This window comes from Variovorax sp. LG9.2 (assembly GCF_035018885.1).
In the GTDB taxonomy this organism is placed as follows: Bacteria; Pseudomonadota; Gammaproteobacteria; order Burkholderiales; family Burkholderiaceae_C; genus Variovorax.
The window spans coordinates 177,416-196,949 of sequence record NZ_JASJXB010000004.1 but is presented as its reverse complement, the minus strand read 5'-3'; the positions used below and the strand labels follow the sequence as shown (position 1 = coordinate 196,949).

Below are 19,534 nucleotides of genomic sequence, written 5' to 3'. Positions count from 1 at the left end.
CCGGGTCGATCTCTTCAGGCCAAGACAAGGTCACTGAACGGCGCGCACAGGTTGACCAAAATCTCAAATCGAGACGACCACCTTGCCGAAAGCGCCACGCTCCAATTGCGCGAAGGCAGCCCGTACATCGGCAAAGCCGTAGACCGTGTCGATGACGGGCTGCATGTGCGTCGTATCGATGGCGCGGATCATGTCTTCCAGTGCACGACGATGGCCCACGCTGATGCCCTGTACGACCGCCCAGCTGCGGATGAGGTCGATGGCCTGGGCCTCGACCTTGCCTCCCTCGATAACGCCGATCAAGGAAATCCTGCCGCCTGGCGCCACGACGGTCAGCGAGCGTCCCAGATTGGCCACGCCGACGGTCTCCAGCAAGTGATCGACGCCGCGTCCACCGGTCAAGCGCTTGACCTCGGCTGGCCAGTCGGCTTCGCGTGCGATGACATGCGCAGCGCCGAGCGCCATCGCTTTGTCGCGCTTTTTTGGCTCTCATGAATCACCAATGGAACATTTCAGTCGCCAGATTGCATCCTAAAATTCTCTAATGAGTGAACGGCTGGACAGCATCGAGGTCTTCGTGGCGGTTGTCGAAGCCGGCAACTTCGCGGCGGCAGCCGACAAGCTGAAGCTCACCCGCTCTGCGGTGGGCAAAAGCGTGGCGCGGCTGGAGGCCCGGCTCGATACAAGGCTCTTTCATCGCACGACGCGCAGCCATCGTTTGACGGAGCCAGGGCAGTCCTACTACGAGCGGTGTCGACGGGCGCGGGACGAATTGGCCGCTGCGGGCGAAGAGCTCGAAGCCGGCCGGCGGGATCCAGTGGGCCGCGTGCGGCTCACCATGCCCATCATCATCGGCCGACTGCTGATCGCGCCACTTCTGTTCGACTTGGGTGAGCGGCATCCGCAACTGAGCTTCGACATCACCTACAGAGACCGGCGCGTCGACTTGATCGAGGAAGGCATCGATCTAGCTATCCGCAGCGGTGCGCTTGATGACAGCACGACGCTAGCCGCGCGCGCTCTCGGCCGGCAGGTGATGGGGGTCTATGCGTCGCCGGGGTATCTGGCCAAGCACTCGCGGCCTGCGTCCTATGAAGACCTTGTGGCGCAGCGCACGTCGCATCGTTTCGTGGGCTATGCGCGCCAAGGCTGGCGGCAGCCCTGCCTCTGCCGACAATGCAGACATCCACCTCCCCTTTGAGATCGAGTCGCGCTTCGTCTGCGACTCGCTAGATATAGTGATAAACGGCGCCATTGCCGGTTGGGGCTTGGCGCGGGTACCGGTCTGGATGGCCGCGCGCGAAGTCGAAGCGGGCCGACTGGTGCGCGTTTTCGAGGAAGCCACGCCCTTCGGCTATGAGCTCAACGCGATCTGGCCGAGGGTGCGGACGTTGCCGATGAAGGTGCGGGTGGTGATCGATCTGGTGCTGACGCAGCTCCCCCATTTGATGGCGTCAGTGACCTTGCCCCTGGAATCCGCTCCTTGGAGCAACGAAGACGCCTGAGAGCCCGCCCCAGCTGCTGCTATCGGGCCAGAAGCAGACATCCGCTACGAGGGGGTAACTTGGGAATCGATACGGTATGGGTGAACGAAAAGCAAGAAAAGATCCAGGCGATTTTTGATCCCCTGGGTTGTCTTACATCGCTCGCCATTGACCAGTCGATCGCTCTTCCGCCGATCTGTATGCGCTTCATCGATCCGTGGGGTGTCACCGTGTTCAATCAGAGACAGATTCCTGTCCTGCTCATTGAACTGGCGGAGGTCAGGAGCTCTTCCACGGATGCAGAACTGTCTGGACACCTCGAGAAGGTAATACGGCTTGCTCAACAAGCCGTTCACAGCAACCACACATACCTCAAGTTCTTGGGCGATTGATGGACAACAATCGTGCCAACAGCAGACATTGACCATCACCTCATCATGAAGCTTGAAATGGAGCGCCTCGAAGCTCTCGTTGATCCCACCGACAGCCAGCTTGAAAAGCGGCTTTTGAAGCTGCGCAGCTACGGCCCGAACTCCTACGCATCGCTGACGGACGAAGCAGGCAACTATCTGCAAGTAGCTGGCGGTGGCGTGACCTGCATGATCGAAAAGTTTGATGTGGCGGCGTCAGAACGGCTGCGTGCTTTTCACAACCAACCGAGTCCAGTGTTTCCAGATGGGACGGTGCTTGCGTTTAGCGGCGGGGAATTGGCCCTTCGCGCGGACGAATGGTTTCAAGCTGCCGCGGTCGTCGATGTGTTTCTTTGCTTCAAGCATGGGCGACCGTTTGGTCAAGGGGTGCACTGGCGAAAAGCGCCGCACTGGCCCTCCGCTCTTGCTGCCGAGTAACGCCGCTAACGGCCAGAAGCTGACCTCAGTACTCGTAACTCACCTTGAAGGTCCAGTCGCCGGCTTCTTCAGCGACTGAGCAAACGATCTTGTTCCAGACCGTCCCGCGCTCCCGAAAGAAGTCCGAGAGACCATAGAGGGCGGCGAACAGGTCTTCTGTCGCGCTTACGACTTCTGGCCGTCCATCCGGCGACGTGATGACGATCGACATTTCTTCGGTCGCGCCATCGTCGTCCCGACTGACCTCGACTTCCGCTCGCGCCCATGTCTCGGGCGTTGCCGCGATCAGCGCATTTGCAAGGGCTTTGTCAAAGGGCGCCTGCCGCTCAAGCCAAGTATCCATACGGTGCCTCATTAAGCTTCAACGGAAACACAGCATGGCTACATAAAACGACTGCTTAAGAGCAGGAGGAAGGTCTGCTAAGGGCCCTTTTACGTCATTGGCAACCTGCAATTGAACGTCTGCAATCACTGTGGCGCCGGCGCACGACACGGCAGCTTGGCAGCACAAGCTGGTGTTGATGAAAGGCTCGTCGCTCGTCGCCCGTCGCGCCCGTCGCGCCCGTCGCGCCGATAGCCCGGTGCACGGCGCTGCTTTCACGCTCGCCGGATACTCTCCTGCTTGGCCACTGGCGAGCGAAGCATGCAATTCCCGAAGTTCGGACTCATCCCCTGGTTGCTCCTCGGTGCTACGCCCGTAGTGGCGCAGATCAACGCCGGATCTCTGCCTCCCACCCCATCACCTCCGTTCAAGCTCACGAAGTTCGCGCAATTCGATCTGCCGTGGCGCATCGCCTTTCTGCCGGACGGACGCATGCTGATCACCGAGAAGAGCGGCAAGCTCTTTCTAGTGACCCAATCCGGGGAGAAGCTCGAAGTTACTGGCGTGCCGCCCGTGCTGCACGAAGGGCAGAACGGCCTGCTCGGCGTCTACTTGGCCCCGGCCTATTCGAGCGATGGGGCGATCTACCTGACCTATTCAGAGCCCGGTCAGGACCCGGGGACTTCGAGCCTGGCGCTCGCCCGCGCGACGCTCAAGATTGGCGTTGGCACCGCCTCGCTGGGGGACCTGAAGGTCGTCTGGCGCGACCCGATCAAGGGCAAGGGGGGCCAGGTCGGCGCTGCTGTGGCCTTTTCGCCGGATCAGACCTTTCTCTTCCTCACAGCGGGCGATCGACAGCGATTTACTCCCGCCCAGGACCCGAACCAACCGGCAGGCAAGATCCTGCGTTTGACCCTGGACGGCAAGCCCGCACCCGGCAACCCGATGGAGGGCAAGACCGGCGCACGGTCCGTCCCAGTGATCGATCCGCCAAGAGATACGGAGTCCGCTAAAACCGCGCCGGTCGTGGGCACCTATGTTTTTGACGGCCCCAATCTGACGCCCTCCGAGACTTGGACCTCGGGGCATCGCACGCCCTACGGGCTCGCGTTCGCGCCGGATGGCCGGCTTTGGGAACTCGAGCACGGGCCGCGCGGCGGCGACGAACTCAACCTGATCGAGCCGGGTAAGAACTATGGTTGGCCGCTCGTCTCCTATGCGGTGAACTACGACGGCGTGCCCATCGCAAGCCCCGACACGCGCGCCGACCTTGCCAAACCCGTGATCTACTGGACACCCGTCCTCGCGCCCGGCAACCTGATGTTTTACAGCGGCGCGATGTTTCCGGATTGGAAGGGCTCGGCTTTCGCGGGCGGTCTCATAAGCCGCGCCCTGCATCGGATCGAGGTGCACGGCGCGATCGCGACACCGGCCGAGCACTGGGGAGTCGGCTTCCGTGTCCGCGACGTCGAGCAGGCGCCGGATGGCGCGCTGTGGTTGATTGAGGATGACCACGCGGGCGGCTTATACCGGCTCACGCCGAAGTAGTCACGTGAGTATTCCAAACGCCTGGATCATCGGCGCGGTGGCTGTCGGCCATTTCAGGATGGGGCTCGACGCCGCAGCCCTCGATACGCTCGCGCTTGTCGCCCTGGTGTTCGGCAGCCAGACAACGCTCCACGCCTTTCGCGAACGCCGGCGCCTGTGGTCTCGCCCGGGCCTGTGGCTCAACCTGTCGTTCTTGGCCAATGTGCTGATCTTCTCGACGATGGCCGTTGTTGGCATCTTGATGACACCGCTGCCCCTTGCGCTTGTGACCGGCACGCTGGCCGCGGCGGTCGGCGTCGGAGTCGTTCGGCGGCCGTGAAGATGCCGGTTTTCAAGCGATGCGCCATCGCGTAGTCGATCGACCCCTGTGATGGCCGGTGGGCGCAGCGCTCACGGTCAAAAGGACGAGCATGAAACTGAACACCGAAGACTTCCGCGTGCCGCAGGGCAAAAAGGTGACGCTCGAGAAGCGGCCGACCTGGGTGAAGCCTGTCTGCAAGTCCAAGGGGGCATATCAAAGAGTTCTGGCTGAGCATGTCGCGCAACTGAGCGCGTTGCAAAAACTTCTGTACGCCGCCAACAGCCGTGCGGTGTTGATGATTTTTCAGGCGATGGACGCTGCGGGAAAAGACGGTGTCATCCAGCAAGTGATGTCCGGCGTCAACCCACAAGGCTGCCAGGTCTTCAGCTTCAAACATCCGAGCGCTGCCCGGAACGCCGCTCGACGCGAAGACGGTCTGGAAGGAGCCTCACCCGCAAGGGCACGCGGATCATCAAGTTTCGCGGGCGGCACCGTGGTATGTCGTACCCGCTGACGACAAGGAGAACGCGCGGCTGATCGTGTCCCAGATCGTTCTCGACACACTCGGGACGCTTCAGATGAGTTATCCGAAGTCGGACGCAATGCGTCGGCAGGAGTTACTGACGATTCGCGAGCAGCTTCTGAAGTGATGCGAGCCGCACATCGGTCTCGATTAGTTGCTCGGCTCACGACACACCGCTCCCCACTCGAACAAGAACTCAAACCCGAATTCGCGGTTGTGTCGCAGAAAGACGCGCAGCGCTTCGTTCAACTTGTTCTCTCGGCCATCGCATTCGCTCACTCGTCATGACTTATTGCGACACTGCCCTTCGGCTCGCCGCAGCTTGCCTGTGCCGCCCTTAGTGCGATGGAATGGGAGCGCGTACCTTCACTCTGAAGAGCTATGCAGGTGACATCCACGAAGCCTGCGCGGGGACCGGAAGACTGCGCTCAGGTCGGATTGGACGCGGCAGATCGGGCGGGCGGTGGAGCTTGATGCGACAACGCGTATGCCATCGCTACGCCCGAAAGCGACGGCGCCATCAGATTTTCCTGGGCGACCGGGAAGATGATGGTGGTGTTTTGCTCGGCGCCGATTTCCTTCAAGGTCGCCAGCGTGCGGAGTGTCAGTGCAGCTGGATTTTTCGACAGGATGTCGGCAGCTTCAGCGAGCTTGGCGGCCGCCTCGTATTCGCCGTTGGCCGTGATCACCCGGGCCCGTGCGCCGCGTTCGGCTTCGGCCTCCTGGGCCATCGCCCGGATCATCGTCTGGTCGAGGTCGACGGTACGGATCTCGACGTTGATGATGTGCACGCCCCAGCTTTGCGTGCGTTCCTCCAGCGCCACGCTCAAAGCCTTGTTCAGCACATCCTGCTTTGAGAGCAGCTCGTCCAGCATGTGCTTGCCGATGTTGGCGCGCAGCGCGATCGGTGCGAGTTGGGCGATGGCGCTCAGGTAGTCCTCGACGTCAAGCAAGGCCATCCTCGGATCGACGATCTTGAAGAATGCGACCGCCGACACCTTCACCGAAACGTTGTCGCTGGTGATCACGTCTTGAGACGGAATCGGCATCACCTTGACCCGCATGTCGGCGCGCCGCATGGTCTGCGCGAAAGGGATCAGGATCGTCAGACCCGGCCCCCGGACGCCAGTGAATTTGCCCAGCGTCAGCACCACGCCGCGCTGAAACTGATCGAGGATCTTGACGGTGTAGAAGGCGCCCAGCAGCAGAAGCACCAGCAAAATCACGAAGGGGGAGGCGGCGGCCATGGAGGTTCCTTACTTGGGGTCCGTGTGTGTTGGTAGATGTGGATGTCAAAGGCTCCACGCGGCACAGGCTCCCAACCTTTGAGCATCTGTCCCAATTCAATTGTCACGACTAACAGTAACTTTATCGAGGCCATGGTCTGCATTTGCCATCAGCTTCTGCGCCCACAGATCAGTGCGAGACAGCAAGGGCATGCCAAGCTCGGGTCTGCCCCTGCAAGCGGGTGTGCGAGGCGTTGCGGCTGGCCATTGCGCAGCGTCAACCAGGCCCGGGCTTGATAGTGCATTCGGATCGTGGAAGTCAGTACGCCTGTGGTTCACATTGAGCCCTTCTGGCAAAGCACGGAATGGTTGGCAGCATGAGTCGCAACGCAAATTGGTGGGACAACCCGTCATGGAGCGCTTCTTCCTGAACCTGAAGATGGAGCGCGTCTGACAGTGCGATTCCGCCAACCATGCCGAGGCCACGGGTGACATTGCCGACTACATCGTCGGCTTCTACAACAGTGTTGGCTGCACTCCACACTGGGCAACTTGCCACCCAATGCCTTCGAGTAGAAATCGACAGTTAGTCAGCCTATCGACGTGTGCGAAGTAACGTGACCAGGGCACGGCGCCAAGAAACGCCGTTAGTTCTGAGGGCGTGATTCACTCAGACCAGCCGCACCAGCACAGCGCCAGCAGCCACGATGTGCGCCAGCGTAATTACTACAGACATGCCGTGCAGCCACCTGAAGCGCTGGCGCATCCCTTGGTCGGTGGCGGCATTGATGGCCGGCATCAGCAACTGGCGCGAGGGCACTGTCGTGATGGCAATGGCCGCCATCAGCCCGGCAGCCACCGCATCCAGAGGCCACAGCAGGCCCGCGCCGATTGCCGCGGCCGCGATCACGAACAGATAGAACGCTGGAAACGCGCGCCGCAGTGTGGCGCCTGCAACGTCGGGGGGCAAGGCCGTGAACAGGAAGGCCGCGAAGCCGAACGAATACAGAGCCATGCCGCCGAACAGCAAGGCTGTGGTGAGAACCGCCAGCGCCTGGATCATGCGGGTTCGGCGCCATGGGCCGCAACAGCCTTACCGCTAAGCAGATGTGCGAGCGTATTGCGGGTGAACTGCTTCTCGTAGTGCCGGTTGCGGCGGTTCTTCTTCGCCGCGGCGCGCTGACCCTGGCGTTTGTCGACCACCACGTCGGCCAGGCGGCTCAGGTCATCGAGGTCGCGGATGTCGTTGGGGGAATTGCGTCGTGGCATGTTTTCTAGTTTGCCCGAGGGCGCGCAGCCTTGCAGGCTGGCGGCCGGATCGCCACGTTGATCGCCCCTTCGAGGAGACGCTTAGCTGTCGCCTACAGATTGCCTACAAGCGCCTGCAAACAAAAAAAGCCCGCTATCAGTTCGATAGCGGGCTTCCGTTGCTGGGTCTGGTGGCTCTTCACGGATTCGAACCGCGGACCTGTGGATTATGATTCCATCGCTCTAACCGACTGAGCTAAAGAGCCGAGCCCAACATTATAGCCGGCTCGTGAACTCTTCGACAATCGACCCCGAACGGCATCGCCGTCCGTACAAGCTCAGGTGAAAATCGCCCGATGCTCGCTCCCACCCTCGAAGCGGACCCCGCTACACCGTCCACCCCCGACGCGATGGGGGACGATCAATTGATGCTCGCCTATGCGGCAGGCGACGCGGCCGCTTTCGACATGCTCTATGCACGTCATGAAAACGCACTGTATCGCTTCGTCAAGCGCTTGCTTGGGTTGCGTTTGTCGGCCGAGGTCGACGAGGTGTTTCAGGACACGTGGCTGCGCATAGTGACGGCGCGCGCCAGCTTTTCTCCGCAAGGCGCGGCGTGGCGTACCTGGGCCTTCACCATCGCCCACAACCTCGCGATGGACCGCTTGCGCGTGAGCGGACGCGAGGTGCAGTTCTATGCCCACGACGAAGACGGCGATGGCCTCGAAGCCGGACGGCTGTTCAGCCGCGGCTTGCTGAACGAAGGTGCGTCGCCGTCCGATGCGGCCCATCCGTCGGCCGAAGAAATCGCTTTCTGGCGCGCTGCGGGCCGGCGTCTGCTGGCCTGCCTGGATGAGTTGCCCGACGATCAACGCGCTGCGTTTTTGTTGCATCACGAAGATGGCTTCACGGTCGAGGCGCTGGCCGATGCGCTAGACACGCACTTCGAAACGGTGAAGAGTCGATTGCGCTATGGCATCAAGAAATTGCGGGAGTGCATGGAGCGCTACTTGTCCGTGCTGAGGGTTCGCAAATGAGCGACGAACCGATGGGCAATGTGGCCTTCCCCGACGAGTTCGATGATCCGGTGCTCCGGCGTGCGCTGCAGAACGCTCCCGATGCCGCTGTCGCGCCGGACTGGCGGATTCGCCGGACCATTCAGCAGCGCGCGCGGGAGGCGGTCGAGCCGCGCGACGAAGACATTTCGCTGGCGCCGATGGTTCCGCTGTGGAAGCGCCTGCTGGGTATCGGTGGCGAAAGCGGTCGCAGCCGCATGCCATGGAACGCTGCTTTTGCGACCGTGCTTGTTGGGGTCATCGTGACCGCACTGTGGCAGCACGAGCCGGTGCCCGAAGCGCGGCTCGACAGCGAGGCGAAGTCGAGTGCGGCGCCGACGGCCCGCGAAGCTGCAAACACGCTTCCACCGGAGCCCATAGACACCACGCCGATGCCGGGACTGGAGCCTCGCAACGCAGCGCCCGCGCTACCCCCGGTCGAGGCGCCTCAGGAGCCTTCGACGACGTCTGTTCCGGCCCCAACGCCAGGCACGTCGACCGAGACGGCCGCAGCAACTGCTACGCCTGCGCCACCAGCGATTTCCGAGCCTGCGCCTGCAGTCGTTGCGCCACCCAAAGTCGAAGCTTTGCCGGCACCGGCACCGGCACCGGCACCGGTACCGGTGCGGGCTCGCGAGCCGAAGGCGGCTGCGGCCGACCTTGAGAGTTCGTCGAAGCGCGCGGAGGCCGAGCAAGCGCCGCCGCGCGCAGTGCTCAAGCTGGAGCCGATACCGACGGCACCGGCGCAATCCATTGCACCAACAGCAACACCTGCCTCTGCCGCGAAGTCACGGGATTCCAGCGCCGCCGATCAGCCGGCGGCAGGCGCCTCACCGCCTGCCGGTGCAGCAGCACCCGGGCTGCCCGGTACGCCCGGTGCCGCCGCAGCGCCTCCCGCACGCGCGGTCAAAGCCGCACCGACATCGACGGTACGCACCGAAGCCACCGACCCGCCGACCTTCGCCGCGCTGTCGCAGTGGACGCGGCTCACCATCGCGCAAAGCGGTGGCGAAACGCGCAGCCTGTCGCGCGCCGAAGGACGTGAATTGCTGCCGCTGATCGGCTCTGCGGCGATCACTGCCGTGGGCGCGCAGCGATTCGTTGGCGGGGCCGAGTGGCGGCTGACGTTCGAACGTGACGGCAAAGTATTGGCGGTGCTCGAACTCGCCCGAGAGCAGGTGCGTTGGCGTGAAGGTACAGCGCCACCGGCCACGGGTGCGCCGTCGGCAGGGTCGCTCGCGGCATTGGTGCGCTCATTAGCGGAGGCGGTTGCGCCAGCGCCGCGAGCCGATCCGGCACCTCCTGCTGCTCCTGCGGCAGGGTCACCGCCCGGTGCGACATCAGCGGAAGCCCCGCGGTAAGCGGCGGAGCACTGCCTTAGGGCGCGGGCGGTACCGACTTCAGGCGTTCTTGAAGTCGGCCTTGCGCTTGCCGACGAAGGCGTCCATGCCTTCTTTCTGATCGTTCGTCGCGAACAGCGCATGGAACAGCCGGCGCTCGAACATCACGCCATCCGACAGCCCGCTCTCGAAAGCACGATTGACCGATTCCTTGGCTGCCATCACCGCGATCTGCGAGAAATCGGCGATGACCAACGCGGCGCCGAGTGCTTCGTCGGCCAGCTTGTCGAACGGCACGATGCGGCTTACCAGCCCGGCGCGCTCGGCTTCGGTCGCGTCCATCATGCGGCCGGTCAGTGCCATGTCCATCGCCTTGCTCTTGCCGACCGCCCGCGGCAGACGCTGCGTGCCGCCCGCGCCGGGAATCACACCCAGCTTGATTTCAGGCTGACCGAACTTGGCGTTGTCGGCCGCGATGATGAAGTCGCACATCATCGCGAGCTCGCAGCCACCGCCGAGTGCAAAGCCGCTCACTGCCGCGATCACCGGCTTGCGGATGGTGCGGATGGTTTCCCAATTGCGCGTGATGTAGTCGCTCTTGTAGGCGTCCACGAAACTGAATTTGGCCATGGCGCCGATGTCGGCGCCGGCCGCGAACGCTCGCTCGCTGCCGGTGATGATCATGCAGCCGATGGCTTCGTCGGCGTCGAACGCCTTGAGCGCCGCGCCGAGCTCGGTCATGAGCGCGTCGTTGAGTGCGTTGAGGGCTTTGGGGCGGTTCAGCGTGACGATGCCGACCTTGCCGGCTTCGGTGCGGACTTCGATGTTTTCGTAGCTCATGGTGTCTCCGTTGGCGATGAAAAAGTTTCGGGGAAAAGGCTGCGGGTCACTATAGCGAAGCCTCTGCGAACACGTGCGTTGGATGCGACACTGCCAGACCACTCCGGCAACCAAGACCGACCACGATGAACCTGCTTATCTCTTCCCTTCTTTGCGTGCATCTGCTCGCCGCCGCGTTTTGGGTCGGCGGCATGGCGACGATGCACTTCGCCGTCCGTCCTGCCGCTGTCGCCGTGCTGGAACCACCGCTGCGCTTGCCGTTCATGGCGGCAGCGCTCGGACGTTTTCTGGGCTGGGTCGGTGGCGCGATCGTGTTGTTGCTGCTCACCGGTTTCGCGATGGTCGCCATGGCCGGTGGTTTCGCGCGGGTGCACTGGAGCGTTCACGCGATGCTGGCGTTGGGGCTGGTGATGATGGCGATGTACGGCCACATCCGCTTCGCCGGGTTTCCGAAGCTGGTGCGTTTCGTGGCGTCACGCGATTGGCCGGCCGCCGGCAAGGCGCTTGCCACCATCCGCATGCTCGTCGCGATCAACCTCGCGCTGGGCGTGCTCGTGTTCGTGATCGCGGTGGTCGGCCGCGTTTTGTAGGCGACGCTGGCCATGGTCGACTCAAGTCGACGGTTCGCCTAGCTTCCGGTCAGCCACTTCGTCGTCAACGCGGCATCTTTGGCGAAGAGGCGCCATGTCGTCACGCCTGTCGGCAGCGTGAGCGGCAGACGCAGCAGGCGACGGTCACGCGCGACGATGGCGATCATCTTTTTCTGCGGCCCGAGGTAGAGCGCCAGGTCTTCGATCTTCGTGATGCGCCAGGCCTGCGTCGGCTGCCCTTTGCGCGTCGGCAATTCGATACCGATCCATTCGTCGTGCGCCGCGAAGCCGGCGGCTTCTGCAGCGCCGCCGCGCAGCACCACCTTGACCTGCACGCTGCCGTTGGTCTCCGTCACGCGCAGGCCGAGTTCCTGCGCGCGCTGCGCCGGGTCATCGAGCGTGGCGATGCCGTGTGCGCGCAGCAAGCCCGACAACGGCAGCTCGTCGGTCGAGTGCACCCATTGCGCGATCTCGCTTGCATACGAACGGCCGCCCACTGATTCGAGCGCTTTTGCCACATCGGCTTCTTCGATCGGGCCGCCAGCACTTTTCGTCCACAACGAACGCATCACGTCGTCGAGCGTGCCCTTGCCTTCGCTGCGCAGCGTCAGGTCGAAGCACATCGCGACCAGCGCGCCCTTGGTGTAGTAGCTGACCGTGCCATTGGGTGTCTGCTCGTCCTGCCGGTAGTACTTGACCCAGGCGTCGAAACTGGCGTCCGCGACCGACTGAACCAGCCGGCCCGGCGTCTGCATGACCTGGTTGATGGTCTTGTTGATGAGGCGCAGATAGGTCGTGTCGTCGATGCGGCCGGCACGGCGCAGCAGCAGGTCGTCGTAGTAGCTGGTGAAACCTTCGAAGAGCCACAGCAACTGCGTGTGGTTTTCGCGGGTGTAGTCGTAGCGCGCGAACTCGGCGGGGCGCATGCGCTTCACATTCCAGGTGTGAAAGTACTCGTGGCTGATGAGTCCCATCAACGTGGTGTAGCCCTCGGGCTGCTTCTTCGCGCCGAGTTGCGGCAGATCGCGGCGCGTGCAGATCAGAGCGGTTGAGTGCCGGTGTTCGAGGCCGCCATAACCATCGTCGACCGCGTTCAGCATGAAGACGTAGCGGTTGAACGGGAGCTTCGTGCCACCGCGCTTGCCGACCTTGTCGCCGTGCCAGAAACGCATCTCGGTTTCGCAGATGGCTTTGGTGTCCGCGATGAGCCGTTCGCTGTCGAACGACGCTGTCGCACCGGCGACGACGAAGCGGTGCGGCACGCCGCAGGCTTCGAACTCGCCGCTCCAGAACGCGCCCATTTCGAAGGGGCAGTCGGCCAGTTCGTCGTAGTCGGCAGCCTCGTAAGTGCCGAAGCCCTGCTTGTCGACCGTTGCGCCGACCAGCGCGGTCACGCAAGACCAACGCGCATGTCCAGGCAAAAGTTTGGGCGCGAGGACTTCGATCGCATGCGGCGTATCGGTCTGGGCATCGACCCGCAGGCACAGGCTCGTGCCGTTGAAGAAGCCGCGGTCGACGTCGAGCCACGCGGTGCGCACCGAGTTGTCGTATGCACACACTTCATAGCGAAGCACCAATGGCTGACCAGGCGTGCAATCGACTTCCCATGTGCACTTGTCGAGTTGCGCGATGCCGATGTTGCGGCGACCTTGCTTCGCGTTGAGGCCTTGCAGGTTCTTGGCGAACTCACGAACCAGATAGCTGCCCGGAATCCACACCGGTAGCGACACGCGTTGATGCGGTGCTGGCCGATCGATGGTGAGGGTGACCGCAAACAGATGCGCATTGCGGTCGGCGCATTCGACGCGATAGTGAATGGCCGCTGCAGTTGCGGTTGCGGTTGCGGTTGCCGCGCTCCGGGGAGCGCCCATCAGTTGGCTGCGCTGAGTTTCTGCTCGACCTGCGCTGCAGGAATGGCCCCCGGTGCGCGCGAGCCGTCGCTGAAGATCAACGTCGGCGTGCCGGTGATGTTGTACTTGCGGCCGAATTCGACATTACGTTGTACGGCGGCGACATCGCAATCGGTGCTGGCCGCATCGGGCTTGACCTCGCTCGACATCCAGTCGTTCCAGCTTTTGGCCTTGTCTTTGGCGCACCAGATATTGCGCGCCTTGGCAGTCGAATCCGCACCGAGCACCGGGTACAGGAAGAGATAGACCGTCACGTTGTCGACCGTTTTCAGGTCACGCTCGAAGTGCTTGCAGTAGCCGCAGTTGGGATCTTCGAAAACTGCGAGCTTGCGCTTGCCGTTGCCGCGCACGATCTTGAAAGCGTCGTTTACGGGCAGCTTGTCGAATGCGACCTCGCTGAGCTTTTCGACCCGCGCTTCGGTCAGGTTCTTGCGCGCCTTCACATCGATGAGATTGCCTTGAAGCAGGTAGTTGCCCTGCTCATCGGTGTAGAAGATTTCGGCGCCGTTGATGCGGACTTCGTACACGCCGGACATCGGCGATTTGGAAACCTCGTCGATCTTCGCGAACTGCGGAATGCGCGCCGCGAGGTTCTTTCGGATTTCGGCTTCGCCGGCCAGCGCATTGAAGCTGGTGAGCAGGGCAGCCCCGAAGCCGAAGACGGCAAGAAGTTTGCAAGCGAGTTTCATGAGAGAACCGTTTAAATCGTTGAGTGAGTGTGATGCCGGAAGGCGTCAGGGAAGGCCCATTGCCTGCCGGGCTATCCACTGTTTGACGAACCGCGTGCGATCGAATCCACGCATGCCCCAGTTGCGCAGTGCCGGCAGCGGCTCGGTGCGATGCGCGAAGAGTTGCTGCAGCGCGTCGGTCGCGAGGCTCATCGAGAGCACGTCGGTGCGACGGGCACGTTCGTAGCGGCGCAGCAGACGCGCATCGCCGACGCCCCGCCAATACTCGCGGCCCTTCAATACCGAGGCCAGTTCGGCCGCATCGGCCAGGCCGAGATTGAGCCCCTGGCCCGCGAGCGGATGCACCGTGTGCGCCGCGTCACCCGCCAGCGCCCATGCCTTGCCGTCGGCCATCGTGCCGCTCCAGCGATCGGCGATGGCGCGCTGCAGGGGCCAGGCGGCACGCTCGCTCGTGAGCGTCAAAGCACCCAACGCGTCTTGACTGGCTTCGCGCACCGCCATGGCGAAGTCGTCTGCGCTCAGGGCCAGCAACGCCGGCGCGCGCAGTTGGTCGACCGACCATACCAGCGCCAGCGAGCGACTACCGGGGCCGCCGACCGGAAGCAATGCCAGCACCTCGCCGCGGTCGTCGAACCACTGGCGGGCGATCTCCCCGTGCGGTTGTTCGGCTTCGAGTCGCGCGGCGATCGCGTGTTGCGGGTAGCGCGTGACCTCATATCTCACGCCGAGTGCGTCACGTGTCGTGCTGACCTTGCCCTCGCACACCACCGTGAGCGCTGCCGCCACCGGCTCGGCCACGATGTCGATGCGTGGCTGAAAGCGGACCGCATCGCTCAGCTGGCGTTCCAGCGCCGGCACGTCGACGATCCAGGCCAGCGCATCGACCTTTTGGCTCGGGGCGCTGAACTGCACGCGACCACCCCCGTCGCCGTTGACCTGCATCTCGCGGACCTGGGTCGCGTGCTGCGCATCGGGCCAGGCGCGGAGTTCTTCGAGCAAGGTCCGGGAAGCGGCATTGAGCGCATAGGCGCGCACGTCTTCGTGCGGGTTCGGCAGTTGCGGCGCCACGAGCGCCACCCTGACGCGTTCGCGCGCCAGCAACAGCGCCAGCGTGCGGCCGACGATGCCGGCGCCGCGAATACAGACTTCGGGGGGAAGAGACATCGGCGGATTGTAGGAGTTGCCTCCCGCTGCCGTGCGCTGCGGGACAATCGCAGATTCGCGTCTTTTCGTGACGTTTTCAAGGAAACCGCCGTGACTTCACCCAACGCCGCTCCGCTTGCCGACCTGGCGGCTTTCGACGTTCGCGCCACCATCTCGCGCCTGTTCGTCTATCCGATCAAATCCTGTGCCGGCGTCGAACTCCCCGAAGTCCTGCTTACCGAAGCGGGACTTGAATTCGACCGCGCCTGGATGGTGGTCGATGCCGCCGGTGTGTTCGTCACACAGCGCGAGCTGCCGCGGATGGCGCTCGTCAGGCCGCAGATGAAGCAGATGGAAATGGTGCTTCGCGCCCCCGGAATGCTGGCACTCCACATCGCATTCGATCGGGTCGAAGGTCCGGTGCGGGTCACGGTCTGGAACGACGAGGTGGCCGCCTACGACATGGGTGATATCGCCGCGCAGTGGTTCAGCGACTTCCTGTCGGAGCCCGGCAAGCCCCGGCAACTCAGGATGGTCCGCTTCGACCCCGAGCAAAAGCGCCTGTCGAACATGAAGTGGACCCGAGGCGTGGAAGCGACCAACCAGTTCGCCGACGGCTTCCCGCTGCTGATCACCAGCGAAGCATCGCTTGCCGAACTGAACGAGAAGCTGGTGGCCGCCGGGCATGGCGCGGTCGGCATGGAGCGATTCCGCCCGAACATCGTGCTGGCCGGCATCGAGGCGCAGGACGAAGACCGGGTCGACACTTTCCATGTCGCTACCGCACCCGACGCACGGGCCTTGCTGCAGCCCGCGAAGCCGTGCCCGCGCTGTCCCATTCCGGACATCGACCCCGCCACCGCCGTGTCGACGCACGAGGTTGGCGACACGCTATCGACCTACCGGCAAAACGACCGGGTCGACGGCGCCATCACTTTCGGCATGAACTGCATCGTGCTGCAGGGCGGGACCGAGGGCGCCGAGCAGGTGCTGAAAGTGGGCCAGCCGGTCGGTGCCAACTACGTCTTCGGATAGGTCGGGCGCAGCCTCGACTCCTCAGAACGTCACTCCGGCACACAACACGATGTTGGCGTAAGGCGTGCACTCGCCCGTGCGCACCACCACCTTGGCGCGCGCGCACAAGCGCTTGAGCTCCTCGTGCGAGATCATTTCGGGCGCGATGGCCAACTGACCGGCACACCAGGCTGGCAGCACGTGGCCTGCACCGGCGTCGATCGCTTCCCGCGCGATCATGGCGCGCTCAACCTGCATCTCCGACAGCACGGCCCTGAGCACGTCGGCGAGTCGGGGCACGCCCGGTGTGACCGCGAGGTCGATGCGGCGCGGGCCATCGGGAATCGGCAGACCGGCGTCGGCGAGTACGACCATGTCGCCGTGACCCAGGCGGGCGATCGATTGCGACAGTTCGGGATGGAGTAGCAAAGTGCGTTTCAAAGTGGTGTCCAGGCGGGTGGCAAGGCACTGCGCAACACGGCGCTGCGCAGCGGGATGGAAGGTTGAGCGCCGGGCTGCGTGATGCACAGCGCTGCGGCCCGGATGCCCAGGCTAACGCCCTCGTCCAGTGACGCGCCGGAGGCGAGAGTTACCGCCAGCGCACCTAGAAAAGTGTCGCCGGCTGCGGTGGTGTCGACCGTCTCCACGGGGAGTGTCGGATGGTGGCGCGCACCGTCCGCATCGACGGCCACGGCGCCGCTGGCGCCCAGCGTGACCACCACGCGTGCAACGCCGCGTGCACGCATCGACTCGCCAGCCATGGCGGCATCGCGCGGGCTCTCGACCAGTCGGCCCGAAAGCGTTTGCGCCTCGACCTCGTTGACCACCAGTGTGTCGATCAGCGGCCACAGCGCGTCATCGATCGGTTGCACCGGCGACGGGTTGAGCAGCACGCGGCAGCCGGCGCGATGGGCCGCAGTCATCGCACGCGCGACTTGCGCAATGGGGGTTTCGAACTGTGCAATGAGGAACGCCGTACCGTGCAGCCGTGCTGCCAGCGCCACGTCGTCGATTTCCACACGCGCGTTGGCGCCGGCAATCACCACGATGCGATTCTGGCCCGTGTCCTCGACCATGACCAGTGCGGTGCCGGTGGGCGCCGAGGCATCGGTGGCGACCGCCGAGGTGTCGATGCCGTCCTGCTGCAGCGCCTGGCGCAACGCCTCGCCGTTCGCGTCGGCACCGACGCAGCCGACCAGGCTGACAAGCGCACCCTGACGCGCGCAACTCACTGCCTGATTGCCGCCTTTGCCACCGGGAATGCTGTGGATCGAATGGCCCTGCAGCGTCTCGCCTGCTGCGGGCGCGTGCGGTACCCGCACCACCAGGTCCATATTGAGACTGCCCAGCACGACGATGCGCGGCGGTGCTGAGGATGAGGTCGGATTCATTGCGGGCCTGCAAGCATCCTGGCCGTCGATGCGCGCACGCGCAACTCGGGTTGCAGCACCACCTTGCGTGGCTCCTGCCGGCGCTGGCTGACGCGCTCCAGCAGCATGTCCACCGCCAGTGCGCCGATGTGATCCTTGGGTTGGGCGACGGTGGTAAGCGGCGGGCTGGTGTAGCCCGACAGTTCGATGTCGTCGAAGCCGACGATCGACAGTTCGTCCGGTACCCGGACGCCGGTCTCGTGCGCGGCGCGCAACGCGCCGATCGCCATCAGGTCGTTGCACGCGAAGACAGCGGAAGGGGGCTGGTCGGTGCGCAGGATCGCATGCATCGCCTCATAGCCGCCTTGGCTGGTGAAGCCGCCGCGCCACAACAGCGTGGTGGCGCCGGGCGCCGCACCGCTCTCCGCCAGCGCCATGCGCCAACCCTCGATGCGCTGCTCGCTCGGCATCACGCCGGCTGGGCCGCCTATGCAGGCAATCTGCCGATGGCCGAGCGACAGCAAATGCCGCACGGCGAGCAACCCGCCCTGCATGTGTGCGGTCTCGACGAGGTCGCACGTCGGATCGGCGATCTCGCGATCGACCAGCACGATCGGCAACCTGATGCCGCGCAGTTGGGTGACCAGCGAATCGTCGTCTCCGGTGGACACCACGATCAGGCCGTCGATACGGCGCTCGGCCAGCACCTTGATGTACACGCTCTGCCGATGCGGCTCATCGTCGGTGTTGCAGAGAATCAGCGTGTAGCCGGCGGCGAAGCAGCGGTCTTCGACGATGCGCACGATCTCGGCGAAGTACGGGTTGGAGCTGTTCGGGATCAGCATCCCCAGGGTGGAGGTGGTGTTGCTTTTCAGGCTGCGCGCCACGGCGCTCGGCACATACCCCAGCGCGCGTATGGCGGCCTGCACGCGTTCGCGGCCTTGCTCGCTGACGTGGCGAGTGTCGTTCAGCACGTGCGACACCGTGGTGATCGATACCCCGGCGTGCAGCGCAACGTCTCTGATGGTGGCCATGGTCGTTTCTGCCGTCAGACCGCACCGGCGCGGCGCTGGCGCAGCGTATCGATGATGACGGCGACCACGATCACGCAGCCGGTCACGATGCGTTTGCTCGGCTCGCTGGCGCCCACCTGGGCCAGCCCGGCCTCGAGCACCGCAATGATGAGCACGCCGAAGAAGGTGTTGACCACCGAGCCCCGACCGCCCATCAGGCTGGTGCCGCCGATGACCACGGCGGCGATCACCTGCAGCTCGATGCCGACGCCGGCGTTCGGATCGGCGGCCTCGAGGCGGGCCGACTGCATCAGCCCCGCCAGACCTGCGAGCAAGCCTGTGAGTGCAAACACGGTGATTCGGATCGGCCGCGGGTCGATGCCTGCCAGCCGCATCGCCTCTTCATTGGTGCCGATGCCGACCACGTAGCGACCGAACACGGTCCGCGTCAGCACCGCCTGTGCGATCGCGACCAGCACCACCGCTATCACGAACGCCGCCGAGATGCCGCCGATCCAGGGAGCCGCGAGCCCTGAGATCGCATCGCCGACGTACTGGGTGCGCGAGTTGGTGACCAGATAGGCGCCGCCGCGGACCGCTTCGAGCATGCCGAGCGAGACGATGAACGACGGCAACCGCCAAGCGACCGAGACCGAGCCGGTGACCGCGCCGCAGGCCAGACCGGCGAAGAGCCCCAGCGCCGCAGCGGCCGGAACGGGCCAGTGCCATTGCAGGATCGCCGCGGTGGTGATCGCAGCACTCAGCGCCAGCACCGAGCCGACCGACAGGTCGATGCCCGCGATGATGAGCACGAAGGTCATCCCCACCGCCATCACGAGCAATGCCGGTATTTCGTTGGCGATGGTGATGAAGGTTTCGCGTGTCAGGAAATACTCGCTCAGGCTGCCGAACAGGGCGACCATGCCGACCAGCACCGCAGCGAGGCCGAGGTAGGTGCCGAGCTGGCCGCGCAGCGTGGCGCCGCGGGTCGCTTCCGTGGCGGCGGGCTGCGCGTCAGGCGCAGAAACGGGTTTGGCTGCAGTCGGGTTCATGGCGTTGGGGCAAGACCG

The 19,534-nt window shown here is 64.1% G+C and carries 24 protein-coding genes, 1 tRNA gene and 2 pseudogenes; 13 read left to right on the top strand and 14 right to left on the bottom strand.

Going from position 1 to position 19,534, the window contains the following annotated elements; all coding sequences use genetic code 11:
• Window positions 1-63: 63 nt before the first annotated feature.
• Window positions 64-474: pseudogene (locus tag QN413_RS06150) on the bottom strand (zinc-binding dehydrogenase); the annotation flags it as partial.
• A 70-nt stretch (window positions 475-544) separates the two neighbouring features.
• Between QN413_RS06150 and QN413_RS06145 the strand changes: the two are divergent.
• From QN413_RS06145 to QN413_RS06130, 4 genes are read left to right on the top strand one after another with little or no spacing between them, the layout of a single operon-like run.
• Window positions 545-1,201: a LysR family transcriptional regulator gene (locus QN413_RS06145; RefSeq protein ID WP_323495736.1), complete on the top strand. Its 657-nt coding sequence runs from the start codon at window positions 545-547 to the stop codon at window positions 1,199-1,201.
• The gene (locus QN413_RS06140) at window positions 1,092-1,505 is read left to right on the top strand and encodes a LysR substrate-binding domain-containing protein (protein WP_323495735.1); all 414 of its coding nucleotides are present in this window, start codon (window positions 1,092-1,094) and stop codon (window positions 1,503-1,505) included. The genes QN413_RS06145 and QN413_RS06140 overlap by 110 nt, the downstream gene beginning before the upstream one ends.
• A gap of 59 nt (window positions 1,506-1,564) precedes the next feature.
• Window positions 1,565-1,876, top strand: coding sequence for a hypothetical protein (locus QN413_RS06135; protein ID WP_323495734.1), 312 nt, complete (start codon window positions 1,565-1,567; stop codon window positions 1,874-1,876).
• Between the two features lie 45 nt (window positions 1,877-1,921).
• On the top strand, window positions 1,922-2,332 hold the full coding sequence (locus QN413_RS06130; RefSeq protein WP_323495733.1) for a hypothetical protein: 411 nt from the start codon (window positions 1,922-1,924) through the stop codon (window positions 2,330-2,332).
• A 25-nt stretch (window positions 2,333-2,357) separates the two neighbouring features.
• On the opposite strand, the gene QN413_RS06125 is transcribed toward QN413_RS06130, so the two are convergent.
• Window positions 2,358-2,675 (bottom strand): hypothetical protein, encoded by a 318-nt coding sequence (locus QN413_RS06125; RefSeq protein WP_323495732.1) that lies wholly within the window; start codon window positions 2,673-2,675, stop codon window positions 2,358-2,360.
• Between the two features lie 300 nt (window positions 2,676-2,975).
• Here QN413_RS06125 and QN413_RS06120 point away from each other — a divergent pair, with 300 nt between their 5' ends.
• The 4 genes from QN413_RS06120 (at window position 2,976) to QN413_RS27320 (ending at window position 5,153) form a co-directional block, all read left to right on the top strand.
• Window positions 2,976-4,202 carry a PQQ-dependent sugar dehydrogenase gene (locus QN413_RS06120; protein WP_323495731.1) on the top strand — a complete coding sequence of 409 codons (1,227 nt, stop codon included), beginning with the start codon at window positions 2,976-2,978 and terminating at the stop codon, window positions 4,200-4,202.
• A 4-nt stretch (window positions 4,203-4,206) separates the two neighbouring features.
• A complete protein-coding gene (locus QN413_RS06115; RefSeq protein WP_323495730.1) occupies window positions 4,207-4,521 on the top strand; it encodes a hypothetical protein in 315 nt (104 codons plus the stop codon).
• A gap of 91 nt (window positions 4,522-4,612) precedes the next feature.
• The gene (locus QN413_RS06110) at window positions 4,613-5,017 is read left to right on the top strand and encodes a hypothetical protein (RefSeq protein ID WP_323495729.1); all 405 of its coding nucleotides are present in this window, start codon (window positions 4,613-4,615) and stop codon (window positions 5,015-5,017) included.
• Window positions 4,899-5,153, top strand: a complete 255-nt coding sequence (locus QN413_RS27320) for a hypothetical protein (protein ID WP_416352148.1) — start codon at window positions 4,899-4,901, stop codon at window positions 5,151-5,153. The genes QN413_RS06110 and QN413_RS27320 overlap by 119 nt, the downstream gene beginning before the upstream one ends.
• 301 nt (window positions 5,154-5,454) lie before the next feature.
• On the opposite strand, the gene QN413_RS06105 is transcribed toward QN413_RS27320, so the two are convergent.
• Window positions 5,455-6,273, bottom strand: coding sequence for an SPFH domain-containing protein (locus QN413_RS06105; RefSeq protein ID WP_323495728.1), 819 nt, complete (start codon window positions 6,271-6,273; stop codon window positions 5,455-5,457).
• 197 nt (window positions 6,274-6,470) lie between these two features.
• On the opposite strand from QN413_RS06105, the pseudogene QN413_RS06100 reads away from it, so the two are divergent.
• Window positions 6,471-6,828: pseudogene (locus tag QN413_RS06100) on the top strand (IS3 family transposase); the annotation flags it as partial.
• A gap of 94 nt (window positions 6,829-6,922) precedes the next feature.
• On the opposite strand, the gene QN413_RS06095 reads toward QN413_RS06100, so the two are convergent.
• From QN413_RS06095 to QN413_RS06085, 3 genes are all read right to left on the bottom strand, one after another.
• Window positions 6,923-7,315, bottom strand: coding sequence for a DUF4149 domain-containing protein (locus QN413_RS06095; protein ID WP_323495727.1), 393 nt, complete (start codon window positions 7,313-7,315; stop codon window positions 6,923-6,925).
• Window positions 7,312-7,521, bottom strand: a complete 210-nt coding sequence (locus tag QN413_RS06090; protein ID WP_323495726.1) for a hypothetical protein — start codon at window positions 7,519-7,521, stop codon at window positions 7,312-7,314. The genes QN413_RS06095 and QN413_RS06090 overlap by 4 nt, the downstream gene beginning before the upstream one ends.
• Window positions 7,522-7,689: 168 nt before the next feature.
• Window positions 7,690-7,766: transfer RNA gene (locus QN413_RS06085), tRNA-Met, on the bottom strand.
• A 90-nt stretch (window positions 7,767-7,856) separates the two neighbouring features.
• Here QN413_RS06085 and QN413_RS06080 point away from each other — a divergent pair.
• Together QN413_RS06080 and QN413_RS06075 are read left to right on the top strand one after the other, a co-directional pair.
• Window positions 7,857-8,537 (top strand): sigma-70 family RNA polymerase sigma factor, encoded by a 681-nt coding sequence (locus tag QN413_RS06080; protein ID WP_323495725.1) that lies wholly within the window; start codon window positions 7,857-7,859, stop codon window positions 8,535-8,537.
• Window positions 8,534-9,916 carry a hypothetical protein gene (locus QN413_RS06075; protein WP_323495724.1) on the top strand — a complete coding sequence of 461 codons (1,383 nt, stop codon included), beginning with the start codon at window positions 8,534-8,536 and terminating at the stop codon, window positions 9,914-9,916. The genes QN413_RS06080 and QN413_RS06075 overlap by 4 nt, the downstream gene beginning before the upstream one ends.
• A gap of 39 nt (window positions 9,917-9,955) precedes the next feature.
• On the opposite strand, the gene QN413_RS06070 is transcribed toward QN413_RS06075, so the two are convergent.
• Window positions 9,956-10,735, bottom strand: coding sequence for an enoyl-CoA hydratase (locus QN413_RS06070; protein ID WP_323495723.1), 780 nt, complete (start codon window positions 10,733-10,735; stop codon window positions 9,956-9,958).
• Between the two features lie 125 nt (window positions 10,736-10,860).
• Between QN413_RS06070 and QN413_RS06065 the strand changes: the two genes are divergently transcribed.
• Window positions 10,861-11,325 (top strand): CopD family protein, encoded by a 465-nt coding sequence (locus QN413_RS06065; RefSeq protein ID WP_323495722.1) that lies wholly within the window; start codon window positions 10,861-10,863, stop codon window positions 11,323-11,325.
• A 38-nt stretch (window positions 11,326-11,363) separates the two neighbouring features.
• Here the strand turns inward: QN413_RS06065 and QN413_RS06060 are convergent, their stop codons facing one another.
• The 3 genes from QN413_RS06060 to QN413_RS06050 are packed head-to-tail and all read right to left on the bottom strand — an operon-like array spanning window position 11,364 to window position 15,088.
• Window positions 11,364-13,196, bottom strand: a complete 1,833-nt coding sequence (locus tag QN413_RS06060; protein WP_323495721.1) for a peptidase M61 — start codon at window positions 13,194-13,196, stop codon at window positions 11,364-11,366.
• The gene (locus tag QN413_RS06055) at window positions 13,196-13,924 is read right to left on the bottom strand and encodes a DsbC family protein (RefSeq protein ID WP_323495720.1); all 729 of its coding nucleotides are present in this window, start codon (window positions 13,922-13,924) and stop codon (window positions 13,196-13,198) included. The genes QN413_RS06060 and QN413_RS06055 overlap by 1 nt, the downstream gene beginning before the upstream one ends.
• Before the next feature lie 45 nt (window positions 13,925-13,969).
• Window positions 13,970-15,088 carry an FAD-dependent monooxygenase gene (locus QN413_RS06050; protein WP_323495719.1) on the bottom strand — a complete coding sequence of 373 codons (1,119 nt, stop codon included), beginning with the start codon at window positions 15,086-15,088 and terminating at the stop codon, window positions 13,970-13,972.
• 90 nt (window positions 15,089-15,178) lie between these two features.
• Between QN413_RS06050 and QN413_RS06045 the strand changes: the two genes are divergently transcribed.
• The gene (locus QN413_RS06045) at window positions 15,179-16,102 is read left to right on the top strand and encodes an MOSC domain-containing protein (RefSeq protein ID WP_323495718.1); all 924 of its coding nucleotides are present in this window, start codon (window positions 15,179-15,181) and stop codon (window positions 16,100-16,102) included.
• A 21-nt stretch (window positions 16,103-16,123) separates the two neighbouring features.
• Here QN413_RS06045 and rbsD read toward each other — a convergent pair whose 3' ends face one another.
• From rbsD to QN413_RS06025, 4 genes are read right to left on the bottom strand one after another with little or no spacing between them, the layout of a single operon-like run.
• On the bottom strand, window positions 16,124-16,522 hold the full coding sequence (rbsD, locus tag QN413_RS06040; RefSeq protein WP_323495717.1) for a D-ribose pyranase: 399 nt from the start codon (window positions 16,520-16,522) through the stop codon (window positions 16,124-16,126).
• The gene (gene rbsK / locus QN413_RS06035; protein ID WP_323495716.1) at window positions 16,519-17,472 is read right to left on the bottom strand and encodes a ribokinase; all 954 of its coding nucleotides are present in this window, start codon (window positions 17,470-17,472) and stop codon (window positions 16,519-16,521) included. The genes rbsD and rbsK overlap by 4 nt, the downstream gene beginning before the upstream one ends.
• A complete protein-coding gene (locus QN413_RS06030; RefSeq protein WP_323495715.1) occupies window positions 17,469-18,485 on the bottom strand; it encodes a LacI family DNA-binding transcriptional regulator in 1,017 nt (338 codons plus the stop codon). The genes rbsK and QN413_RS06030 overlap by 4 nt, the downstream gene beginning before the upstream one ends.
• Before the next feature lie 14 nt (window positions 18,486-18,499).
• The gene (locus tag QN413_RS06025) at window positions 18,500-19,516 is read right to left on the bottom strand and encodes an ABC transporter permease (protein WP_323495714.1); all 1,017 of its coding nucleotides are present in this window, start codon (window positions 19,514-19,516) and stop codon (window positions 18,500-18,502) included.
• Window positions 19,517-19,534: the final 18 nt, after the last annotated feature.

Bases quoted from the DNA above. Each gene is read 5' to 3' on its own strand.
- QN413_RS06145 (WP_323495736.1), top strand. From the start codon at position 545: ATGAGTGAACGGCTGGACAGCATCGAGGTCTTCGTGGCGGTTGTCGAA.
- QN413_RS06140 (WP_323495735.1), top strand. From the start codon at position 1,092: ATGAAGACCTTGTGGCGCAGCGCACGTCGCATCGTTTCGTGGGCTATG.
- QN413_RS06130 (WP_323495733.1), top strand. From the start codon at position 1,922: ATGAAGCTTGAAATGGAGCGCCTCGAAGCTCTCGTTGATCCCACCGAC.
- QN413_RS06125 (WP_323495732.1), bottom strand. From the start codon at position 2,675: ATGGATACTTGGCTTGAGCGGCAGGCGCCCTTTGACAAAGCCCTTGCA.
- QN413_RS06120 (WP_323495731.1), top strand. From the start codon at position 2,976: ATGCAATTCCCGAAGTTCGGACTCATCCCCTGGTTGCTCCTCGGTGCT.
- QN413_RS06110 (WP_323495729.1), top strand. From the start codon at position 4,613: ATGAAACTGAACACCGAAGACTTCCGCGTGCCGCAGGGCAAAAAGGTG.
- QN413_RS06105 (WP_323495728.1), bottom strand. From the start codon at position 6,273: ATGGCCGCCGCCTCCCCCTTCGTGATTTTGCTGGTGCTTCTGCTGCTG.
- QN413_RS06095 (WP_323495727.1), bottom strand. From the start codon at position 7,315: ATGATCCAGGCGCTGGCGGTTCTCACCACAGCCTTGCTGTTCGGCGGC.
- QN413_RS06090 (WP_323495726.1), bottom strand. From the start codon at position 7,521: ATGCCACGACGCAATTCCCCCAACGACATCCGCGACCTCGATGACCTG.
- QN413_RS06080 (WP_323495725.1), top strand. From the start codon at position 7,857: ATGCTCGCTCCCACCCTCGAAGCGGACCCCGCTACACCGTCCACCCCC.
- QN413_RS06075 (WP_323495724.1), top strand. From the start codon at position 8,534: ATGAGCGACGAACCGATGGGCAATGTGGCCTTCCCCGACGAGTTCGAT.
- QN413_RS06070 (WP_323495723.1), bottom strand. From the start codon at position 10,735: ATGAGCTACGAAAACATCGAAGTCCGCACCGAAGCCGGCAAGGTCGGC.
- QN413_RS06065 (WP_323495722.1), top strand. From the start codon at position 10,861: ATGAACCTGCTTATCTCTTCCCTTCTTTGCGTGCATCTGCTCGCCGCC.
- QN413_RS06060 (WP_323495721.1), bottom strand. From the start codon at position 13,196: ATGGGCGCTCCCCGGAGCGCGGCAACCGCAACCGCAACCGCAACTGCA.
- QN413_RS06055 (WP_323495720.1), bottom strand. From the start codon at position 13,924: ATGAAACTCGCTTGCAAACTTCTTGCCGTCTTCGGCTTCGGGGCTGCC.
- QN413_RS06050 (WP_323495719.1), bottom strand. From the start codon at position 15,088: ATGTCTCTTCCCCCCGAAGTCTGTATTCGCGGCGCCGGCATCGTCGGC.
- rbsK (WP_323495716.1), bottom strand. From the start codon at position 17,472: ATGAATCCGACCTCATCCTCAGCACCGCCGCGCATCGTCGTGCTGGGC.
- QN413_RS06030 (WP_323495715.1), bottom strand. From the start codon at position 18,485: ATGGCCACCATCAGAGACGTTGCGCTGCACGCCGGGGTATCGATCACC.
- QN413_RS06025 (WP_323495714.1), bottom strand. From the start codon at position 19,516: ATGAACCCGACTGCAGCCAAACCCGTTTCTGCGCCTGACGCGCAGCCC.